This is a genomic window from Pseudomonas sp. DCB_BI (assembly GCF_026240995.1).
In the GTDB taxonomy this organism is placed as follows: Bacteria; Pseudomonadota; Gammaproteobacteria; order Pseudomonadales; family Pseudomonadaceae; genus Aquipseudomonas.
The window spans coordinates 27,881-49,729 of sequence record NZ_JAPFCG010000003.1 but is presented as its reverse complement, the minus strand read 5'-3'; the positions used below and the strand labels follow the sequence as shown (position 1 = coordinate 49,729).

Here is a 21,849-nt window from a genome sequence, read left to right as displayed (position 1 = left end):
AAAAGTCTCGCCCCTGGCTCATGACAAAGTCCTGAGCCAAAGCTGAATTGTTCTTAATCGTGCAGCGCTGCCCTAAGATGCGTGCTCAGGACACTTGGGGTTATGAGGTATGCAGGAAAATCGCGCTCATCGAACCGTGGCCATGGTGCTGTTCAACGATGTGCTGTTGCTGGACGTGACCGGGCCAATGGACGCCTTTGCCATTGCCAACCGGTTCTTGCCTGAAGACAAGCAGTACCGATTGCTCACCGTAGCCGAGGGCCATCAGGCGATCCGCGGTTCGTGCGGCCTGAACGTCCTGGCCGACCTGCGCCTGGAGGCACTGCCCGCAGGCGTGGATCTGTTGCTGGTACCGGGCGGCCCAGGCGCCTATGACGTCGCCCTGCCTGGGCTGGAGCGGTGGCTGCCGCAGGCGGTGCGCAGTGCCAGACGCTTTGGTGCCATCTGCACCGGGGTATTCCTGCTGGGCAGGGCGGGGCTGCTGGATGGCTATCGCTGCACCACTCACTGGAACTACGTCGAGCGCCTGGCGCAGGCGTTTCCCGAGGCCAAGGTAGAAACCGAGCAGATCTATGTCATCGACCGCTGCCTGATCACCTCGGGCGGAATCACCGCAGGCATCGACCTGGCATTGGCGGTGGTCGCTGAAGACCACGGCAAGGCGCTGGCCCTGGAAGTGGCCAAGGTGCTGCTGGTCGCCCGCCATCGCCAGGGTGGGCAGACACCCTATGGGCCCCTGCTGGCGGCGATACCACGCGATGATTCACCGATTGCCCGGGTGCAGGCATACATCGTCGACCATATCGAGCAGGTGTTCACCGTGCAGAAGATGGCCGACCTGGTGGCCATGAGCGGGCGCAACTTTGCCAGGACGTTTCAGCGTGAGGTGGGCATTACACCGCTGCAGTACCTGCAGAATGCGCGCATCGATCGCGCGCGCAAGCTGCTCGAATGCGGTGACCTGCCGATGAAGGTGGTGGCGGCGCAGTGTGGGTTCGGCAGTGACCGGCACATGCGCAAGGTATTCTGCGAGCGGATTGGCATGACGCCAGCGCAGTATCGGGCGCAGTTTGGTGGCGGTGAACAGTCGGATTAGCGCTGCTTTTTCGCGAGCGTGCCCAGGTAATGGACGGCACCGATTGTCACCCTGACCAGGACAATGTTTCTTCCCGTCAGACGATTGTCTGGCGCCACCCCGCCCCTCAGAATTGTCCGTCAAACTGTTCGAACGCTGCCCCGGCAGCTCATGGAGTACGAGCCAATGCCACACGAAGGCAGCCTTCTGCAAACCGCGGTGATCTTTCTGCTCGCCGCAGTCCTCGCCGTCCCCCTGGCAAAGCGCCTGCAACTGGGCGCGGTGCTCGGTTACCTGCTGGCCGGCGTGGTCATCGGCCCGCAAGCACTCGGCCTGATCCGCGATACCGAAAGCGTGGCGCACATTTCCGAGCTGGGCGTGGTCCTGCTGCTGTTCATCATTGGCCTGGAGTTGTCGCCCAAGCGCCTGTGGCTGATGCGCAAGTCGGTGTTCGGCGTTGGCACCGCCCAGGTGCTGCTGACCGGCGCGCTGATCGGTGCCATTGCCCTGTTCGGCTTCAGCCAGACGCTCCCAGCAGCCATCGTGCTCGGCCTGGGCCTGGCCCTGTCATCCACCGCCCTCGGCCTGCAGAGCCTGGCTGAGAGCAAGCAGCTCAATGCACCGCACGGCCGCCTGGCGTTCGCCATCCTGCTGTTCCAGGACATTGCCGCCATTCCGCTGATCGCCCTGGTACCACTGCTGGCCGCCAGCGGCCCGGAGACCAGCCACGGCGACAGCCTGCAACACGGCTTGAAGGTATTCGCCAGCATCGCCGTGGTAATCATCGGCGGCCGCTACCTGCTGCGCCCGGTGTTCCGCACCGTTGCCCGCACCGGCCTGCCGGAAGTGTCTACCGCCACCGCGCTGCTGGTAGTGATCGGCACCGCCTGGCTGATGGAGGAAGCTGGCATCTCCATGGCTCTGGGTGCCTTCCTCGCCGGCCTGCTGCTGGCCGACTCGGAATACCGCCACGAGCTGGAGTCACAGATCGAGCCATTCAAGGGCCTGCTGCTCGGGTTGTTCTTCATCAGTGTCGGCATGGGCGCCAACCTGCGCCTGCTGCTGGAAATGCCACTGGTGGTGCTGGGCCTGACCCTGCTGCTGGTGGCGGTGAAGCTGGTACTGCTGGTGGGCGTCGGCCGCCTGGCGGGAGGCCTGAGCGGCGCCAGCGCGCTGCGCCTGGGCATGGTGCTGGCGGCCGGTGGCGAGTTCGCTTTCGTGGTGTTCAAGCTGGGCAAGGACCAGGGCCTGTTCGACACCCAGACCTACGACCTGCTGCTGATGACCATCACCCTGTCGATGGCCATTACCCCGCTGCTGATGATTGGTTGCGCCCGCGCCCTCAAGCGCCCACAGCCGGCGCGTGAGGTACCCGAGCAGTACAAGCAGATCCGCACGGATACGCCACGGGTGGTGATCGTCGGCATGGGCCGCATGGGCCAGATCGTCGCGCGCATCCTGCGGGCTCAGAAGATCCCGTTCATTGCCCTGGAAACCTCGGTGGACACGATCGAGATGACCCGCATGTTCGAACAGGTGCCAGTGTTCTACGGCGACCCGCTGCGCCCGGAGGTGCTGCACGCCGCCAAGGTGGGTGAAGCGGAGTATTTCATCATCACCATTGATGACCCAGAAGCCGCCATTCATACCGCCGAACGGGTGAAGCGCCTGTACCCACACCTGAAGGTGCTGGCCCGGGCGCGTAACCGCCAGCATGTGCACAAGTTGGTGGATGTGGGTGCCGAGCCGATTCGCGAAACGTTCTACTCCAGCCTGGAAATGACCCGCCGGGCGCTGGTGGGGTTGGGCTTGAGCGATGAGCAGGCGGCGGACCGCATTGCGCGGTTTACCCAGCATGACGAAGAGGTGCTGGAGGCCCAGGGGCAAGTGCGTGATGACCGGGCCAAGGTGATGCAGACGGCCAAGGAGGCGCGGGTGGAGTTGGAAAGGTTATTTGATTCGGATGCGGATTGAGGGCTTGTGGCGCATGTCTTGAGGGTTGTAGTGCGTGTGAGATCGGGCGCCGCCCGCGCGGCGCATCGCGAGCTGCGCTCGATCTCATGGGCGCCCAAAAACTACCGCCAGGCACCTGGAGGCCATCCGCAACCTCCTGACGATCACCTCGCTGCCATTACGCGAACACACAAAAACCATCACAAAATCGTCTAATTCTCAGCTGGGTCCTACTTCCCCGCGAACCATTTCCTACGTTCACGCCAATCCCAAGGATTTATCCTACACACCGTGTCGACGCCCGTCTGATTGTCCGGGGAAGGCCTGCTCTCTAGGCTAACCGGGTCGCTGTCGGTTCAGCGATCGGGTGTGGAAACCCGTCTCGGTCTGAGGTGCTGTCTTCAATGGCAGTTGTGCGCGGGAGGCCGTATGGCCTACCGGGTTGCCTCTCACCGGTTTTCCACCCCGCGTACAACTGCCACCCTTCGCGTGGAAACGGATGGTTGCAGTACAACCTAGAGAGCTTACTGCAATGAAAAAGATTGTTCCGGATCCACCCCTCCCCAACACCACACAACGCTCTTTCAGCCGCTGCGATGCCGGCCATCCCCCATTGTTCACCGTAAACCCCGACGTCTCGGCCCACGATGCCCTGGTGCATGTCGCCCAATACCTGCGCGGCGCCTACGACTGTGGCTACAAAGCCTTGGAGCATCTGGATGACACAGGCAAGAGCCTGTTCTGGAGCAACCTGAACGCACTCGAAATGGCAGAAGGGTTGGTTGAGGCATTGCTGGATGGGATTGAGTCACAGCCAGTAAGTTGAAGTGATTTACATCAGCCCTGAGCAGGCTGCAATGACTAGCCTGCTCTGCCCAAATGCCGGAAATACCCTACACAACGCGTCACCCTCCGTCTGATTGTTAGGGGGCCCCCTTCGCCATAGGCTTACCTGGCCGCCGCCACATCAGCGACTGTTCCCAGTCAGGTATTTCATTGACCCCCAACAGCCCAGCCGCGAAAAATGCCGAAAAGAAAGGCCAGAACTCCTGGCTGGACGAACAATTACCCGACCTCAGAACACTTGCGCGTGAACTACGCGCCCAGGCTATCGAAGAACTAGCGCCTGCTGATTCGCATGACGCTGCAGTCGAGGTTGCTGCACGGCATCTGGGCTTGGACAGCGAAAACGTTGAGGTAGTCAGCATCAGCAGCCCACTGGGCGACATCCGGATTCAGCGCAGCTGTATCTACCACATCGTCGAGAAGAGACAGGACGCCCGGGAACGCTATGTAAAGGTAGCGCTGGATACGTTAATCGGACCATTTGAGGTATGGCAGGTCGCTTACACCAATGACACTTTCAGGCTGGCCTTCATCGGCGTCTACGAAACCAGGCGCCAGATGCTGGTAATCGTGACCCTCGACAACGGCAAAACGCTGTGGAATTTCATGCAGTGCGATGCAAAAGCACTGAACAAACATCGCCACGGGCTGCTGCTCTACAAGCGGTACAATTTTCTGCCAAGAAAAGAAAAGGGCCACTGTCACCAGTGGCCCTGTATTTGCGCTTGATATTCATATACACACCCTCAAGCAGGGGTGTGGAGGTCTCACCCGACGCTGATGATTCAGCCATCGACGGGGTTCCTACGCCAGCTTTTACCGCTGAATGGCAGCTGGTTTCGCGCTCAGTTCAAACGCTAACAACACTCTACGATCAAGTCAACGGTAGCCCCAAGGGGAGGCTACCCATCAGGTTACTTAGTGTTACTTACCCGCAGTCAGCGCGTTATAGCTGGTCATCAGGTTGCGATAATCCGGAATGTGGTTGGAGCAAAGTGCAGCCAGCCCTTCGACATCGTTGCGCCAGTCGCGGTGCAGCTCGCAGGCCACGCCGAACCAGGTCATCAGTTGGGCACCCGCCTGGCTCATGCGGTCATGCGCAGCATCGCGGGTCATCTCGTTGAAGGTGCCGGAAGCATCAGTCACCACGAACACGTCGAACTCTTCTTCCAGGGCCGACAGGGCCGGGAAAGCTACACAGACCTCAGTCACCACACCGGCAATGATCAGTTGCTTCTTGCCAGTCGCCTTCACCGCCTTGACGAAATCCTCGTTGTCCCAGGCGTTGATCTGACCTGGGCGGGCGATGTACGGGGCATCAGGGAACAGGGCTTTCAGTTCCGGCACCAGCGGGCCGTTAGGGCCTTGCTCGAAGCTGGTGGTGAGGATGGTCGGCAGGTTGAAGAACTTGGCCAGGTCAGCCAGCGCCAGCACGTTGTTCTTGAACTTGTCCGGTTCGATGTCGCGCACCAGCGACAGCAGCCCAGCCTGGTGGTCGACCAGCAGTACGGCAGCGTCGTCTTTGTTCAGGCGGTTGTAGGTGAATTTGCTCATGGTCTGTGCTCCTAAGGGTTATGAATTTTTCAGCAATCCGGGGTGTTTCGCGTTGATGGGCACAGATTAAAATCATCACCTTTGCGGCGGTAGTTAGCAGAATCTGGCTTTAGCGTTCCGATTTATGAACGATGGATTGGCGTTGGTCTTGCCGGCCCCTTCGCGGGTACAGGCCAACAGATAACCGGAGACCGATCATTGGAAGACCTCAACTCTCTCTACTACTTCACTCAGGTCGTGGAGCACGGTGGCTTCGCCCCGGCCGGGCGGGCGCTGGACATGCCCAAATCAAAACTCAGCCGGCGTATCGCTGACCTTGAGGACCGCCTGGGCGTACGCCTGCTGCACCGCACCAGCCGCCACTGCTCGCTCACCGAGATCGGCCAGGCCTACTACAACCGCTGCCTGGCCATGCGCGTAGAGGCCGAAGGCGCGGCGGAGATCATCGAGCGCAACCGCAGCGAACCGCGCGGGCTGGTGCGTATCAGCTGCCCGACCACCCTGCTCAATTCCTGGGTCGGGCCGATGCTGACCCGCTACATGCTCAAGTACCCGCAGGTAGAGCTGTTCATCGAAAGTACCAACCGCCGTGTCGACCTGTTGCACGAGGGCTTCGATATTGCTCTGCGGGTGCGCTTTCCGCCGCTGGAGAACACCGACATGGTGATGAAGGTGCTGAGCAACAGCACCCAGTGCCTGGTCGGCCAGCCTCAATACCTGGCGCAACTGCCCAAAGGGTTTGACCCTCAGCAGCTGGGCACACTACCCAGCGTGCATTGGGGTAGTGCCCAGCGCGAGTACCAGTGGGAACTGTTCCAGGGTGAGGACAACAGCCGCAGCATCGTCATCCCGCATACACCACGCATGGTGACTGATGACCTGTTTGCCTTGCGCCATTTCGTGGTAGCCGGAGTGGGGATCGCACACTTGCCGCGGGTGGCGGTGCGTGAGGACCTGGCGGCAGGACGTCTGGTTGAGCTGATTCCAGACTGGCACCCGCGTTGCGGCATCGTGCATGCGATCTTCCCATCGCGACGTGGGTTGCTGCCTTCGGTGCGAGCGCTGATCGATCATCTGGCTGAGGAGTTCGCCATCAGCGACATGGCATGAGTGCCTGGCTGGCTGAGCCGGCCTCTTCGCGGGCATGCCCGCTCCCACAGGTGTTGCACAAGGCTCGGGGCCAGTGGCGAACCTGTGGGAGCGGGCGCGCCCGCGAAAAGGCCGGTACAAGTAAAACACCCCCCCAGCACACCCTTACAAGACCGCTGGCCTACGCTTGCTCCACAGTCCCGGATCATCCCCCCCGGAGCCTTCATGATCCGCGCCACTCACGGACCGGGCCGCGCCCTGCTCGCCACGCTCGCCTTGTGCCCCACATTCAGCCAAGCCGATGAACCCGGCTGGTCGCTGCTCAGCCGCAACTATTTCCTGCACAGCGACTTCCGCTCACCTTCCGCCAGCGGCCAGAACTACCGCCAGGAATGGGCCCAAGGCTTCATCGGCGAGGTACGCTCCGGGTTCATCGGGGGCGCTGTTGGGCTGGGCATCGATGCCCACGGTTTTATCGGCCTCAAGCTCGACGGCGGCCGCGGCCATGCCGGCACCGGCCTGCTACCACGCGACAGCGATGGCCGCGCCGAGTCCGACTATTCCAGCGCTGGTGCCGCACTCAAACTTCGCCTGGGCAATACCCGCCTGCGCTATGGCGAGATGATGGTGGAAACACCGGTATTCGATACCGGCGACAAACGCCTGCACCCCGAATACGCCACCGGCTGGCTCGTGGAGAACACCGACCTGCCCGGCTGGCGCCTCCAGGCCGGGCGTTTCACCGCCTTCAACAACCAGGACAACAGCTCTACCCATGACGACTTCAGCGGCTACGGCGCCAGCACTCACAACCGTGCAATCAGCCTGGCCGGCGCCACCTTCGCGCCCGCAGGCCCGTTCGGCGGCGCGCTGTATGCCGGGCAGTTGCAGGACACCTGGCGCCAGGCCTACCTGAACCTGAACCTGGCTGAAGGCAACTGGCGCCTGGACGGCAACCTGTACAAAACCCGCGACACCGGCAACGCCAGCGCGGGCGCAATCGACACCCTCGCCTACAGCCTTCTGGCCAAATACAGTTTCGGCGCCCAGGCGCTGAGCCTGGCCTACCAGAAGGTCGAGGGCGACACCCCGTTCGACTTCGTCGGTGGCGATTCCATCTACTTGGCCAACTCGATCAAGTACGCCGACTTCAACGGGCCCGGCGAGCGCTCGTGGCAACTGCGCTACGACCTCAACTTCGCCACTTTCGGCATGCCTGGCCTGAGCCTGATGGGCCGCTACGTCAGTGGCCGTGGCATCGACGGCAGCCACGCATCGGCGGGCGGCGCGTACGTGAACCAGTACGGCGACGGCGGCAAGCACTGGGAACGCGACATCGACCTGAAGTACGTGGTGCAGTCGGGCGCCGCCAAGGACCTGAGCCTGTCGTTCTCCCACGTCAGCCACCGTGCCAACCAGGCCCAGGCCGGCGATGACATCGACCGCATCTACCTGATCATCGAATACCCACTCAAAGGCAGCTTCTGACATGAGCACCTCCCCTTCAGGCGCCTGTCACCCTTGATGCTGTCCTTTGCCCGCGAAAGGGCCGGCACTTGAGACACAAAAAAGGGGCCAGATCTTGGCCCCCTCTTTACATCAGCTCAGCTTAGAAGGCGAAGCACGAACAGCCCAGCGCCCCCCAGAAGCCCTGGAAGTCATTGACCGGAACACTCGATTTACGCGCCTTGTCATGGCTGTGTGCGTGCACCCCGCACGGTCCCGAGCACTGGTGCACGGCCGCCGCCAGCGACGGCGTACCCACACGCCAGTGGCCCGGCACCTTGGCCACCGGAGACCACTCGGGCAAGACCGGCACCTGTGGTGGGCCGAGGCGATCGAATTCACCCGCTGCATACACCACTTTGCCGTCGACGATGGTCAGCACCGACTCGATGCCCTTTATCGCCTCTTCCTCGACGCTGAAGAAGTCCAGCGACAGCGCCGCCAGGTCAGCCAGCTGGCCGACCTTGATCTGGCCCTTCTTGCCTTGCTCGCTGGAGAACCAGGCACTGCCTTGGGTAAACAGCTGCAAAGCAGTGTCGCGGCTGAGGCCTTCCGGGTACAGCTCCATGCCACCAACGGTCTTGCCGCTGACCAGCCAGTACAGCGAAGTCCACGGGTTGTAGCTGGACACCCGGGTGGCATCGGTACCGGCACCGACCGGCACGCCCATGTCGAGCATGCGCTTGATCGGCGGGGTCTGTTCGGCAGCCTTGGCGCCGTAACGATCGACGAAGTACTCACCTTGGAAGGCCATGCGATCCTGAATGGCAATACCGCCACCCAGCGCCCGCACGCGCTCGATGTTCTGGGGGGTGATGGTTTCGGCGTGGTCGAAGAACCACGGCAAGCCATTGAACGGGATGTCACGGTTGACCTTTTCGAACACGTCGAGCATGCGCGTGATCGACTCGTTGTAGGTGGCGTGCAGGCGGAATGGCCAGCGTTGCTCGACCAGGTGGCGCACCACCGGCTCCAGCTCCTCTTCCATGGTCTGCGGCAGGTCCGGGCGCGGTTCGAGGAAGTCCTCGAAGTCGGCGGCGGAGAACACCAGCATTTCGCCAGCGCCGTTGTGGCGCAAGAAGTCGGTGCCGCTGTGCAGCTTCACGCTGGACGTCCACTTCTTGAAGTCGTCCAGCTCTTCCTTGGGCTTCTGGGTGAACAGGTTGTAGGCGATGCGCACGGTCAGCTGGTTGTTGTCGGCCAACGCCTGAATCACCGAGTAGTCATCGGGGAAATTCTGGTAGCCACCGCCGGCATCGATGGCGCTGGTCAGGCCCAGGCGGTTGAGTTCGCGCATGAACTGGCGGGTGGAGTTGACCTGGTACTCCAGCGGCAGCTTCGGCCCCTTGGCCAGGGTGGCGTAGAGGATCATTGCGTTGGGGCGGGCGATCAGCATGCCGGTCGGGTTGCCGAACTTGTCACGCTGGATTTCGCCACCTGGCGGGTTCGGGGTGCTCTTGTCGTAGCCGACGGCCTTGAGCGCAGCGCGGTTGAGCAGCGCGCGGTCGTACAGGTGCAGCAGGAATACCGGGGTATCGGGCGCAGCCTGGTTGATTTCTTCCAGGGTGGGCATGCGTTTTTCGGCGAACTGGAATTCGTTCCAGCCACCGACTACCCGCACCCACTGCGGGGTTGGCGTACGCGCGGCCTGGTCCTTGAGCATGCGCAGGGCATCAGCCACCGACGGCACGCCTTCCCAGCGCAGTTCGAGGTTGTAGTTCAGGCCACCGCGGATCAGGTGCAGGTGCGAGTCATTCAGGCCCGGAATCACCGTGCGTTGCTTGAGGTCGATGATTTGCGTGGCGGCGCCCTTGTGGGCCATGGCCTCGGCGTCGTTGCCCACGGCGACGAAGCGGCCGTCCTTGATGGCGACGGCGGTCGCGGTGGGCTTTTCGCGGTCAACGGTGTGCAGCTTGCCGTTGAACAGAATCAGGTCGGCGGTCATGGAACCTCCTTGGCTGGATGCGTGAGCGGAACCGGCTTGGCCGGTGAAGGGCAATGCGGACCAGAGCGCGCCGGCGGCACCGAGCACGGTGCTGGTGGCGAGGAACTGGCGACGAGTCTTGTCGTTGCGGTCCTGGGACATAGGCTTCTCCGACGAGGGCCGGCAGGGGGACTGCGAAGCATGCCGGTTGATGCAAGGCTTGGGCTTGGATGGATGTGCGGTGGGTTGAAGAAGGTTAGCCCTGGTCAAGCTTTTTGCTGTCTGGGCCGGCCTCTTCGTGGGTAAACCCGCTCCTACAAGGGACTGCGAATGTCTGTAGGAGCGGGTTCACCCGCGAATGTTTCCCACAATTACCGCTGAAGGAACGCCAGCAAGTCCTCATTCAGCTGCTGCGCATGGGTCACTGCAAAACCGTGCGGCGCCCCGGCATACACCTTCAACTCCGCCCCGCGAATCAGCTCTGCGGCCTGCTTGCCGGTGGTCTCGAATGGCACGATCTGGTCGTCATCGCCATGAATCACCAGGGTCGGCACATCGACCTTGGCCATGTCCGGGCGGAAGTCGGTTTCGGAGAACGCCGTCACGCAATCCAGGGTGCCCTTGATGGACGCCATCAGCGCGATGTTCAGCGTCTGCGTCTGCACGCCCTGGGACACCTGCTGGCCATGGTTGATGCCATAGAAAGGCGCGGCAAAATCGGCGATGAATTGCGCTCGGTCGGCACGCAGGCCGGCGCGGATACCTTCGAACACCGACAGGTCGACACCTTCAGGGTTGTCGTCACGTTTGCCGAACACTGGGGTTACCGCGCCCAGCAGCACCAGCCCGGCCACCCGCTCGCTGCCGTGGCGGGCGATATAGCGACTGACGTCACCGCCCCCCATCGAGAAGCCCACCAGGGTGACTTCGCGCAGGTCGAGGTACTCGATCAGCTGGGCGATGTCATCGGCAAAGGTATCGTAATCGTAGCCGTTCCATGGCTGGCTGGAACGGCCGAAACCCCGGCGGTCGAAGGCGATGGTGCGGTAACCGCGGCTGGCCAGGAATTCCATCTGCGAATCCCACATGTCGGCGTCCAGCGGCCAGCCGTGGCTGAACAGCACAGGCTTGCCACTGCCCCAGTCCTTGAAATAGATCGACGTGCCATCGCGGGTAACGAACGTGCTCATAACGGTATCTCCTTGAACGTTTCGAGGTATAGGCGTCGGCTCAGCCGCGCAGCCAGTTGGCGCAGCGGCGGGTTACCCAAGGCATGATGTAGAACACCACGGGCAGGATGACGAACAGGTTGACGATCAGGTTGCCGGTGATCACGCCGCCCAGCTGCGGGAAGCGTGCGAACAGCGGCGCCAGCAGTTGCGGGACGACCATGGTCATCGGGCAGATCACCAGGTAGGTCAGCAGCGCCTGCTTCCAGCGCGGCGGTTGCGCTGCCGGGGTGCCCGGCGAGCTATCAAGCACCTTGTGTTGCAGGCATACGGTCACCACTTCGCGGTTGTCATGGAGTGCGGTGTTCATCGGCGTTCCTTGGGATGAGCTTGCCCGCATCCACTGTGCAACGGCGGACGGGCGCTGGATTGGATAGGTGTGCTGCCCTGGGCGGGCACCGATTGGCGGTGCCCGCGGCGTTTGCGCTTATTTGTTGGCGTTGAAGGCGTTGTAGCTGGTCATCAGGTTGCGGTAGTCCGGGATGTGGTTGGAGCACAGCGCGGCCAGGCCTTCGATGTCGTTGCGCCAGTCGCGGTGCAGCTCGCAGGCCACGCCGAACCAGGTCATCAGTTGCGCACCGGCACGGCTCATGCGGTCATGGGCGGCGTCGCGGGTCATGGCATTGAAGGTGCCGGAGGCATCGGTCACCACGAACACGTCGAACTCTTCTTCCAGGGCGGCCAGCGCCGGGAAGGCTACGCACACTTCGGTCACCACGCCGGCAATGATCAGCTGCTTCTTGCCGGTGGCCTTCACTGCCTTGACGAAGTCTTCGTTGTCCCAAGCGTTGATCTGGCCTGGGCGGGCGATGTACGGGGCGTCCGGGAACAGTGCTTTCAGCTCGGGTACCAGCGGGCCGTTGGGGCCTTGTTCAAAGCTGGTGGTAAGAATGGTCGGCAGGTTGAAGAACTTGGCCAGGTCGGCCAGGGCCAACACGTTGTTCTTGAAGGCGTCCGGCTCGATGTCGCGGACCAGGGACAGCAGGCCCGCCTGGTGGTCAACCAGCAGTACGGCGGCGTCGTCTTTGTTCAGGCGGTTGTATTTGAAGTTGTTCATGGGGGTAGCTCCTAAGGGTTTTGATGTTCAGTAAGTTGGGTGTTTCGCGTTGATGGGAGAAGATTAAAACCATCACCTTTGGAGCGGTAGATAGCGGTTTTTGGCTTTAGCGTTCTGTTTTAGGAACGATAGATTGGCGTTGGTTTTGCTGGCCTTTTCGCGGGCTCGACCGTTCCCACAGAGATCGCACAAGATTCAAAACCAGCGCTTTACCTGTGGGAGCGGGCACGCCCGCGAAGGGGCCAGCACAGGCTTGCATTGCCTGCCCGGCAAACCTGCTCTATTACTACCCACAGCCCTCTCCTCACCCCCGAGACCACCATGCTGGCGTTCATCCAGTCGTCCCCGTTGTTGCTCGGCACTACCCTCATCCTGCTCGACCTTGTGCTCTGGCAAGTCATCCCCATCCAGCGCCATGCCTGGCGCATCAGCGCGCGCCTGGTGATCTTCCTGCTGTTCAGCTCGGTGCTGGTGGCCGCCGGCATGAGCCCGCTGCAACCGCCTCCTTGGCCCGACGATGTTCCCCGCAATTTGATGGCCACGGTGCTGACGATTGGCTGGTGGCTGTTCGGCGCGCGCACGGTAACCGTGGTATTCGGCCTGCTGCTGGTAGCCCGTGGCAGCCATGGCGGGCGCTTGCTGCGGGATGTGCTAGGCGCGTTGATCTTCCTCGCCGCCGTGGTCGCGGCCGCAGGCTATGTGTTGCAACTGCCGGTGAAGGGCCTGTTGGCCACGTCCGGGGTGATGGCCATCGTTATCGGCCTGGCCCTGCAAAGCACCCTGGCAGATGTGTTCAGCGGCATCGTGCTGAATACCACGCGGCCCTATCAGATTGGCGATTCGATCTCGATCGACGGGACTGAAGGCAAGGTGGTGGATATCGACTGGCGGGCGACGCGCATGATTACCGGCACCGGCAGCCTGGCGGTCATTCCCAACTCGGTAGCGGCCAAGGCCAAGCTGCTCAACCACAGCCGACCGGCCGACCGCCACGGCGTGGCCATCAGCGTCGTGGTACCGGCCAAGGTGCGCCCGAGGAAGGTATTCGATGCGCTGGAAAAGGCCTTGCAGGGCACAACTGCCCTGCTCGCCTCACCTGCGGCCAAGGTATCGGTGAAAACGTCCACGTTGGAGTCTGTGGAATACGAAGCCAGTGGCTTCATTGCCGAGGCTGCACGCAAGACCGAAACGCGCAACCAGCTGTTCGACCTGGCGCACCGCCACCTGGAGGCCAGCGGGGTGATGTGGAACGTCGACTTGACCCTGCCTGCGCGCAGCCGCCAGCGCGAGGTCCTGGACGAAGTGCGGGTGTTCCGCTCGCTGAGCGATGAGGAACGGGATGCGTTGAGCCAGCGCATGACCGCAGTGGAGTACCTGGCGGACCAGGTGATCCTCGGCGTGGGTGAGCATTCCGATCATTTGTTGGTGATTGGCAGCGGTGTGGTGTCGGCATCGGTGCGCGATGGCGAGCAGCTGCTGGAAGCCGGGCGCATGGGACCGGGGGAGGTATTGGGGGTCGAGGGGATCATCGACGAAGACAATTCGTTTGCCGAGTTCCGTACGCTGACCAGTTGCGTGCTGTACCGGATCGACAAGGAACAGGTGAAGACCTGTTTGCAGCAGCGTGGCGACGTGCAGACGGCGCTGAGCAAATTGCAGCGGTTCCGGCGGCAGAGCCGGGAGTCGTTGTTGCTGCAAAAGCCGACCTTGATCAAGAAAGGCGGCTTCCTCAGCTGGCTGCACAAGTAAGTCTGCGCCGGCCTCTTCGCGGGCATGCCCGCTCCCACAGGGATCGCGCAGATGCTGAAACCTATGGGGTTCTTGTGGGAGCGGGCGTGCCCGCGAAGAGGCCAGTACTTACAACACAACCCTCAGGCACTGCCCCGCGTGGTACAGCGAGAACCCAGACTCATAGAACGCCGTCCGTAGAGAAGGCGCGCTCACGCCGCTCATCGGCGAAAACGGAATCGGCAGGCTGTCCGCCTCACCCTTCAGCAGGAACTCGGCAAACGCCCGGCCAATCACGGTGCCGGTGGTATTGCCGCGCCCATTGTACCCGGTCACTGCCACCAGCCCAGGCGCCGGCTCGAACAGGCGCATCAGGTGGTCGGGGGTGAAGTCGATGCAGCCGGTCCAGTGCATTTCCCACTCGACCTTGCCCAGCTCCGGGTAGTAATGACTCTGGATGCGGTCAGCCCAGCTGCGCACGAACCAGGACGGTTTGTTGTCGACTCGGCCCAGGCTGCCGAGCAGCAGGCGGCCCTGGTCGTCACGGCGGATGCTGCTGAGCACGGTGCGGGTGTCCCAAGAACCTTGCCCGTGTGGCAGCACCTTGTCGGCCGCCGCACCCTGCAGCGGTTTGGACGCCACCTGGTAGTAATAGCCGCGGAAGAACTGCTTCTGCAGGTTGCTCCAGTCGCCTTCGGTGTAAGCACCAGTGGAAATCACCACCTTGTCGGCGCGCACCGAGCCACGTGCCGTCTTCACCCGCCAGGCGTCGCCATCACGCTCCAGGCCTTCGACCGAGGACTGCTGGAACAGCTTGCCACCCAGGCGTGCCACGGCAGCTGCCAGGCCCTGGGTGTAGCCCATCGGGTTGATGGTGCCGGCGCGGCGGTCGAGCAGCGCGGCGGAAATCTTGTTGGTACCGCAGTATTCCTGGCATTGGGCGCCGGTCAGCAGCTCCACGTCGGCACCGCGGCGACGCCATTGTTCGTGGCGGGCCTCGAGGTCGGCGATGCCGGTGGCGTTGTGCGCCATGTGCAGCGTGCCTTTGTGCTGGGCCTGGCAGTCGATGCCGAGCCGCTCGATCATGGCGAACACTTCAGCCGGGGCTTCGCCAAGCACCTTGTTCAGGCGGCTGCCCTGCTTCTGGCCAAGGGTGGCCTCGACGTCGTCGGGGCGGATCCAGGTACCGGCGTTGACCAGGCCGACGTTGCGCCCGGAGCCACCGTGGCCGATCTTCCAGGCCTCCAGCAGGATCACTGACTTGCCCTGTTCGAGCAGGTGGATGGCCGCCGACAGGCCGGTAATACCGCCGCCGATCACACAGACATCGGCCTTGTGCTCACCGGCCAGGGCCTGGGCGGCGACGGTCGGTTTGCTGACGTGTTCCCACAAGCATTGTTGACGCAGTTCGGACATGGCCGGCTCCAGCAGTGTTGTTCTTGTAGCGGTTGGAGCGGCGCTGCCGCCCATTCGCCGGACAAGCCCGCTCCCACAGGGACCACACAGGCCTGAAGGCCAGCGGAGATCCTGTGGGAGCGGGCTTGCCCCGCGAACCGGGGGCCAGGCCCCCGGCCATGCAACATCAATACATCAGTCGAACACGATACCCTGCGCCAACGGCAGTTCACGCGAGTAGTTCACAGTGTTGGTCTGGCGACGCATGTAGCCTTTCCAGGCATCCGAGCCCGACTCACGACCACCGCCGGTTTCCTTCTCGCCACCGAACGCACCGCCGATCTCAGCGCCGCTGGTGCCGATGTTGACGTTGGCGATACCGCAATCGCTCCCCGAAGCACTCTGGAAGCGCTCGGCTTCACGAATGTCGGTGGTGAAGATGCACGACGACAGGCCTTGTGGCACTTCGTTGTTCAGGCGCAGGGCCTCTTCGAAGTCGTCATAGGCCAGTACGTAGAGGATCGGGGCGAAGGTTTCGTGGCGTACCACGTCGCTTTGCGCCGGCATTTCGGCAATGGCTGGCGACACGTAGTAGGCGTTCGGGTACTGATCGGCCAGCTGACGCTCACCACCAAACACCTGGCCACCTTCGTCGCGGGCCTTGGCCAGCGCGCCCTGCATGGCGTCGAACGACAGCTTGTCGATCAGCGGGCCAACCAGGTTGTCCTTGCGTGGGTCGCCGATGCGTACTTTGCCGTAGGCGGCTTTGACGCGGGCAACCACTTCGTCCTTGATCGAACGGTGCACGATCAGGCGGCGCAGGGTGGTGCAGCGCTGGCCGGCGGTACCTACCGCAGAGAACAGAATGCCGCGCACGGCCAGGTCGAGGTCGGCGCTCGGGGCCAGAATCATGGCGTTGTTGCCGCCCAGTTCGAGGATGCTGCGGCCGAAGCGGGCAGCCACACGCGGGCCGACTTCGCGACCCATGCGGGTGCTGCCGGTGGCGCTGACCAGCGGTACGCGCGGGTCGTCGACCATGGCTTCGCCGGCTTCACGGCCGCCGATGACCAGTTGCGCCAGGCCAGCCGGAGCGTCGCCGAAGGCTTTCAGGGCTTTTTCGAACAGCGCCTGGCAGGCCAGGGCGGTCAGCGGAGTCTTCTCGGACGGCTTCCATACCACCGAGTTGCCGGCCACCAGGGCCAGGGCTGTGTTCCAGGCCCACACGGCAACCGGGAAGTTGAAGGCGCTGATAACACCGACCACGCCCAGCGGGTGCCAGGTTTCACGCATGTGGTGGCCCGGGCGCTCGGAAGCGATGGTCAGGCCGTAGAGCTGGCGCGACAGGCCGACGGCGAAGTCGCAGATATCGATCATTTCCTGGACTTCACCCAGACCTTCCTGGGTGATCTTGCCGGCTTCGATCGAGACCAGCTCGCCGAGGTCGGCCTTGTGTTCACGCAGCACTTCGCCAAACAGACGCACCAGCTCGCCACGGCGTGGGGCCGGCACAGTGCGCCAGGCTTCGAAGGCGCTCTGGGCCTGATCGATGCGGGCGATGGTCTCGGCTTTGCCGAGCAGTTTCACCGAGGCGATCTGGCTGCCGTCGATCGGCGTGTGAACAGGGTAGTCGCCCTGGGTGTAAGCCTCGGCGGCAACGCCAAGGCGCTCGAGCAATCCAGCAACCATTTGTGCATCTCCTACATCGGTGATGGGGTGGAAAAATGATGTGGATCAGTATTAATCCGATCACATGAGTACAACAAACGACCTTTATTCCGCATATCATTCCGCCAGGTAATGATTTGAGCCGCAGAGACCACTATGTCCAAACGCCTGGTGCCCTCCATGACCGCCCTGCAGTGCTTTGAAGCTGCAGCCCGCCATTTGAGCTTTACCCGTGCCGCCGAAGAACTGCACCTCACCCAGAGCGCCGTCAGCAAGCAAGTGGCGCAGCTGGAAGACATGCTGCGCCATCACCTGTTCCTGCGCATCCGCCGGCGCTTGCAGCTAACCCCAGCCGGCAGCCTGTACCTGGCCGAGGTCAACAAAATCCTCACCCAGGTGGACATGTCCAGCCGCTACGTACTCACCTACGGCGAGCAGACCGAGATATTGAAGGTAGCCACTCAGCCGAGTTTTGGCGTGCGCTGGTTGATCCCGCACCTCAAGGGGTTCGGCAAACGGCACAGCAATATCCACCTGGATATCCGTAACGAGATGGAACCGTTCGCCCTGCTGCAGGGCTCGGCTGACGTGGTGTTCTTCTATGGCCAGGGCACCTGGCCGGGGGCTACCTGCGTGGAACTGTTCCGCGAAGAAGTGGTGCCGGTGTGCGCGCCGGAGCTGCTGGCCGGGCGTGAGCTTGGGGGTGCCGAGGAGCTGGCCGAGCTGGTACTGCTGCAAAGTACATCGCGGCCGGAGGCCTGGCATGAATGGTTCCTGGAGCAGGACCTGCAGAGCGTCAGCGCCTACCACGGCCCGCGCTTCGATACGTTCTATATGGCGTTGAGTGCGGCGCAGGCGGGGTGCGGGGTGGCATTGGTGCCGCGTTATCTGGCCGCGAAGGAATTGGCGGACGGTAGCCTGGTGGTGCCGTGGAACCATGCGATGCGCAGCACCGGGGCGCATTACCTGGCGTATGCTGAGCATGCGGCGGAGGTACCCAAGGTGCGGGCGCTGGTGGAGTGGATTCACGAACAGCTCCAGGCTTGAAGGATCTAGCCCCGAAGGGTTCTGAGGTCGATCAAAAAAGGAATGACACGCTCACTTTTTTTCGCTTGTGAGCCAAGTGCATTCCCAGCTTTCATGTAAGCGTCCAAACCTAACCAGGAAGCTAGCGATGCCCGCCCATGATTTCGTCAGCCCCGACAGCATTCGCGCGCAGTTCTCTGCCGCCATGTCGCTCATGTACAAACAGGAAGTGCCGCTGTACGGCACGCTGCTGGAGCTGGTGAGCGAAATCAACCAGCAGGTCATGGCCCAACAGCCCGAGGTCGCCCAGGCCCTGCGCTGGACTGGCGAAATCGAGCGCCTGGACCACGAGCGCCATGGCGCCATCCGCGTTGGCACCGCCGAGGAACTGGCAACCATCGCCCGCCTGTTCGCGGTAATGGGCATGCAGCCGGTTGGCTACTACGACCTCAGCTCTGCCGGCGTGCCTGTGCATTCCACTGCCTTCCGCGCCGTGCACGAGCAGTCACTGCACGTCAGCCCGTTCCGCGTGTTCACCTCACTGCTGCGCCTGGAGCTGATCGACAACCCGCAGCTGCGTGAGCTGGCACAGGGCATCCTGGCGAAGCGCCAGATCTTCACCGCCCGCGCCCTTGAACTGATCGCCCAGTGCGAGCGTGACGGCGGCCTGAACGCCGCAGACGCCGAAGCGTTCGTGCAGGAAGCGCTGCACACATTCCGCTGGCACCATGACGCCACCGTCACGGCCGAGCAGTACCAGCAGTTGCACGACCAGCACCGCCTGATTGCCGACGTGGTGGCCTTCAAGGGCCCGCACATCAACCACCTGACCCCCCGCACGCTGGACATCGATGCGATTCAGGTCGGCATGCCGGCCAAAGGCATCCCGCCAAAGGCTGTGGTCGAAGGCCCGCCCACCCGCCGCCACCCGATCCTGCTGCGCCAAACCAGCTTCAAGGCCCTGCAGGAAAAGGTCGCCTTCAGCGACCAACAGGGCAGCGAAGGTAGCCACACCGCGCGCTTTGGCGAGATCGAGCAACGGGGTGCGGCACTCACGCCGAAAGGCCGTCAGCTTTACGACAAGCTGCTCGATGCGACCCGCGCGGCCCTCGGTGGTGCACCGGCCGAAGCGAACGCCGAGCGCTACATGGCATTGCTGAAGGAAAGTTTTGCCGAGTTCCCGGATGACCTGGCGCAGATGCGCGAGCAGGGCCTGGCCTACTTCCGCTACTTCGCCACCGAGAAAGGCCTGGCTGCGCGGGACCTGGCTGGCCGCCCGACTACCCTGGAGGGCTTGATCGAGGCGGGCCATGTGCACTTCGAGGCACTGGTGTACGAGGACTTTTTGCCGGTGAGTGCGGCGGGGATCTTCCAGTCCAACCTGGGTGACGATGCGCAGGCCGAGTACGGCAGCAATGCCAACCGCGATGCATTTGAAGCGGCGTTGGGGCTGCAGGTGCAGGATGAGCTGGCGCTGTATGCACAGAGCGAGCGGCGCTCGCTGCAGGCCTGCGCGCAAGCATTGAACCTGGGTTCGATGTAAGCCTGTAGAGGGGCCGGGGGCGCCTGTGGGAGCGGGCGTGCCCGCCTCCACCAAGGTTTCTCAAGCCTCAGCGCTTGAGCACGAACGTTGCCCCTACAGGTACCATGCAGGCGGCTGTTTCAGCGGAAGCGGTCCACTTCCTGGCGCAACTGCGCCGCCAACCCTTCCAGTTCCCGTGCGGTAAACGCCAGCTCATTGGCCACCTCACGTTGCTCGCCGTTGGCTTGGGCAATGCTCTGCAAGTTGCGGCTGAGTACGGTCGCCGTGCTGCTCTGCTCCTGGGTCGCCGTACTGATCACGGCAAACTGCTCGCCCGCCACGCGGCTTTGCTCGTCGATACGCGCCAGCGCCTCTGCCACCTTGTCGTTACGCTCCAGACCTTCCTGCATCAGCTGGTTACCCTGCTCCAGCGTGGTGATGGCATGCCCGGTCTGCTGCTGGATGCTGGTGATCATCCCAGAGATCTCATCGGTGGCCTGGCGGGTTCGTGCTGCCAACCCACGCACCTCATCAGCCACCACCGCAAAGCCACGCCCCTGCTCACCGGCGCGGGCCGCCTCGATGGCCGCATTCAACGCCAACAAGTTGGTCTGCTCGGCAATTGCGGTGATCACGCTGATGATGCCGCCGATTTCTTGCGAACGGGCCCCCAGGCTATCCATCACCGTGGCGGTACCACCAAGGGCCTCGGCAATCTGCTTCAGCGAGCGCGATGCCTCATCCATGGCGCTGCGGCCGATGCGGGTCTGCTGGGCGTTATCGCGCGCCATACGCTCGGTGCCCGCCATGTTGTCGGCGATGTTCATCGAAGTGGCGCTGAACTCCTCCACCGCGCCGGCCATGCTGGTGATTTCGCCGGACTGCTGGTCCATGCCCTCGCAAGCACCAGCAGACAAGCCGGACAGCGAACGGGCGCGGGTGCTCACTTGCTCGGAAGCGCTGCGGATATGCTCGACCATGGTCGACAACGCCTCACCCATCTGGTTGAAGCTACGGGCCAGCTGGCCGATTTCGTCATGGCTGGTCACGCTCAGCCGCGCGTTCAGGTCGCCAGCTCCAAGCGCTTCGGCCTGACGCACCAGGTCGTCCAGCGGGCGTAACTTACGCCGCAGTAACCACAGCGTGGCCGCCACAGCCAGCAGCATGGCCAGCAAGCTGCCAATGGCCAGGCGCAGGCCGACGCTCCAGGTCACCTCGCGAATTTCCGCCATCGGCATGCTCGCCACCACCGTCCACGGGCCTTCGGCAAAGGGCGCGGTGACCCTGTACAGCGGCTGCTCGGCATTGGCGGGCGGTACCAGCCATTGGCCCTTCTCGTCCTGCAACGCCAGCGAACCAGTCTGGCCGATGCGGAAGCGCTTGAGGTTGGCAAACTGGGCGTTCTGGGCGTCGGTGTAATCGAAACCGACGAACAACACGGCGATCACGCGGCCATTGCTGTCGCTCACCGGCACGTAGCGGGTCATGTAATTGCGCTCGAACAGCACGGCGCGGCCAACGTACATTTGCCCGGCCAGAAGCTTGGGGTAGGCCGGGTGCTGGCGATCGAGCTGGGTACCGATGGCGCGGCTGCCATCCTGCTTCTTCAAGTTGGTGCTGATGCGCACGAAGTCGTCGCCACTGCGCACGAACAAGGTGGCAATGCCAGCGGTCATCCGCTGGAATTCGTCCACCTGCTGAAAGTCGTTGTTCAGCAGGTGATCGCCTTGGTACAAGGCCGGCGTGGCTTGCCCGGCGACCTGCACGGTCTCGCCAGCATGCAGCGACAGGCCCGAGGCGAAGCGGCTCTCGAACAGGCCGCTCAGGCGCTGGGTATTGTCCTTCAGCGAGCTGTGGAACGTGTCGAGCTGGTCGGCCAGCAGGCGCGCTTCACTGGCCAGGTGGGCCTGGCGCGTGGCGAGGTTGGCATCGTCCAGCGAACGCAGGGCGAACAGGGTACTGCCGGATATCACCAACGCCAGCACGATGGCGAGGGCGACACCGAGTTGCGAGGCGATGCGGGCACGCGGTTGAGACATGGGAAGCTCCTGGCAAGAGGCCGGGATCATCCTGATCACGCTGACCGCCCGCATTCTTTTAGACGGGAAGCGCGCCCTCTTCCGGGACGCTGGTGCCAATGGATCGGCGTCGCTGACAAATACTTGAGTGTCGGACCGGGATATTCGCAAACGTTTTCCATCGTCTGTTCCGGCCTTCCCACAGGCACTGCGCAGGGTCGGGGCATGCACACGGCTGCTCCTACAGGAGTTTGGCCTGTGC

The 21,849-nt window shown here is 62.9% G+C and carries 17 protein-coding genes and 1 pseudogene; 9 read left to right on the top strand and 9 right to left on the bottom strand.

The annotated features are described in order from the left end of the window. Positions 1–109: 109 nt before the first annotated feature. From OO258_RS04200 to OO258_RS04185, 4 genes are all read left to right on the top strand, one after another. Positions 110–1,096: a GlxA family transcriptional regulator gene (locus OO258_RS04200; protein WP_266028969.1), complete on the top strand. Its 987-nt coding sequence runs from the start codon at positions 110–112 to the stop codon at positions 1,094–1,096. 165 nt (positions 1,097–1,261) lie between these two features. Then, positions 1,262–3,049: a monovalent cation:proton antiporter-2 (CPA2) family protein gene (locus tag OO258_RS04195; RefSeq protein ID WP_266028968.1), complete on the top strand. Its 1,788-nt coding sequence runs from the start codon at positions 1,262–1,264 to the stop codon at positions 3,047–3,049. A 511-nt stretch (positions 3,050–3,560) separates the two neighbouring features. Continuing rightward, complete coding sequence (locus tag OO258_RS04190; RefSeq protein ID WP_266029110.1) at positions 3,561–3,854, top strand: hypothetical protein; 294 nt, start codon at positions 3,561–3,563, stop codon at positions 3,852–3,854. A gap of 170 nt (positions 3,855–4,024) precedes the next feature. Further along, positions 4,025–4,603, top strand: coding sequence for a PBECR2 nuclease fold domain-containing protein (locus tag OO258_RS04185; protein WP_143494077.1), 579 nt, complete (start codon positions 4,025–4,027; stop codon positions 4,601–4,603). Positions 4,604–4,798: 195 nt separating this feature from the next. Here OO258_RS04185 and ycaC (OO258_RS04180) read toward each other — a convergent pair whose 3' ends face one another. Then, complete coding sequence (gene ycaC, locus OO258_RS04180) at positions 4,799–5,428, bottom strand: isochorismate family cysteine hydrolase YcaC (protein WP_012274792.1); 630 nt, start codon at positions 5,426–5,428, stop codon at positions 4,799–4,801. Positions 5,429–5,626: 198 nt separating this feature from the next. Between ycaC (OO258_RS04180) and OO258_RS04175 the strand changes: the two genes are divergently transcribed. After that, positions 5,627–6,538 (top strand): LysR substrate-binding domain-containing protein, encoded by a 912-nt coding sequence (locus OO258_RS04175; protein ID WP_266028967.1) that lies wholly within the window; start codon positions 5,627–5,629, stop codon positions 6,536–6,538. A 204-nt stretch (positions 6,539–6,742) separates the two neighbouring features. Continuing rightward, positions 6,743–8,005, top strand: a complete 1,263-nt coding sequence (locus OO258_RS04170) for an OprD family porin (RefSeq protein WP_266028966.1) — start codon at positions 6,743–6,745, stop codon at positions 8,003–8,005. 121 nt (positions 8,006–8,126) lie between these two features. Here OO258_RS04170 and OO258_RS04165 read toward each other — a convergent pair whose 3' ends face one another. From OO258_RS04165 to ycaC (OO258_RS04150), 4 genes are all read right to left on the bottom strand, one after another. After that, on the bottom strand, positions 8,127–9,968 hold the full coding sequence (locus OO258_RS04165) for an amidohydrolase (RefSeq protein ID WP_266029109.1): 1,842 nt from the start codon (positions 9,966–9,968) through the stop codon (positions 8,127–8,129). Between the two features lie 350 nt (positions 9,969–10,318). After that, positions 10,319–11,137, bottom strand: a complete 819-nt coding sequence (locus tag OO258_RS04160) for an alpha/beta fold hydrolase (RefSeq protein ID WP_266028965.1) — start codon at positions 11,135–11,137, stop codon at positions 10,319–10,321. Between the two features lie 40 nt (positions 11,138–11,177). Further along, a complete protein-coding gene (locus OO258_RS04155) occupies positions 11,178–11,486 on the bottom strand; it encodes a hypothetical protein (protein WP_108191097.1) in 309 nt (102 codons plus the stop codon). A 117-nt stretch (positions 11,487–11,603) separates the two neighbouring features. After that, positions 11,604–12,233, bottom strand: a complete 630-nt coding sequence (ycaC, locus tag OO258_RS04150; RefSeq protein ID WP_110743392.1) for an isochorismate family cysteine hydrolase YcaC — start codon at positions 12,231–12,233, stop codon at positions 11,604–11,606. 321 nt (positions 12,234–12,554) lie between these two features. Here ycaC (OO258_RS04150) and OO258_RS04145 point away from each other — a divergent pair, with 321 nt between their 5' ends. Continuing rightward, positions 12,555–13,982 carry a mechanosensitive ion channel family protein gene (locus OO258_RS04145; protein WP_266028964.1) on the top strand — a complete coding sequence of 476 codons (1,428 nt, stop codon included), beginning with the start codon at positions 12,555–12,557 and terminating at the stop codon, positions 13,980–13,982. A gap of 108 nt (positions 13,983–14,090) precedes the next feature. Here OO258_RS04145 and OO258_RS04140 read toward each other — a convergent pair whose 3' ends face one another. Then, positions 14,091–15,377, bottom strand: coding sequence for an NAD(P)/FAD-dependent oxidoreductase (locus tag OO258_RS04140; protein WP_266028963.1), 1,287 nt, complete (start codon positions 15,375–15,377; stop codon positions 14,091–14,093). A 174-nt stretch (positions 15,378–15,551) separates the two neighbouring features. Then, positions 15,552–17,042 (bottom strand): aldehyde dehydrogenase family protein, encoded by a 1,491-nt coding sequence (locus OO258_RS04135; protein ID WP_016712672.1) that lies wholly within the window; start codon positions 17,040–17,042, stop codon positions 15,552–15,554. Positions 17,043–17,177: 135 nt separating this feature from the next. Here OO258_RS04135 and OO258_RS04130 point away from each other — a divergent pair, with 135 nt between their 5' ends. Together OO258_RS04130 and OO258_RS04125 are read left to right on the top strand one after the other, a co-directional pair. After that, entirely contained in the window at positions 17,178–18,068 is an 891-nt protein-coding gene (locus OO258_RS04130) for a LysR family transcriptional regulator (protein WP_110743396.1), read from the top strand. A gap of 127 nt (positions 18,069–18,195) precedes the next feature. Continuing rightward, entirely contained in the window at positions 18,196–19,590 is a 1,395-nt protein-coding gene (locus tag OO258_RS04125; RefSeq protein ID WP_266028962.1) for a VOC family protein, read from the top strand. Positions 19,591–19,709: 119 nt separating this feature from the next. On the opposite strand, the gene OO258_RS27575 is transcribed toward OO258_RS04125, so the two are convergent. Further along, on the bottom strand, positions 19,710–20,432 hold the full coding sequence (locus OO258_RS27575) for a methyl-accepting chemotaxis protein (RefSeq protein ID WP_416309189.1): 723 nt from the start codon (positions 20,430–20,432) through the stop codon (positions 19,710–19,712). 132 nt (positions 20,433–20,564) lie between these two features. Next, positions 20,565–21,608, bottom strand: a pseudogene (locus tag OO258_RS27570) (Cache 3/Cache 2 fusion domain-containing protein); the annotation flags it as partial. Positions 21,609–21,849 lie beyond the last annotated feature (241 nt).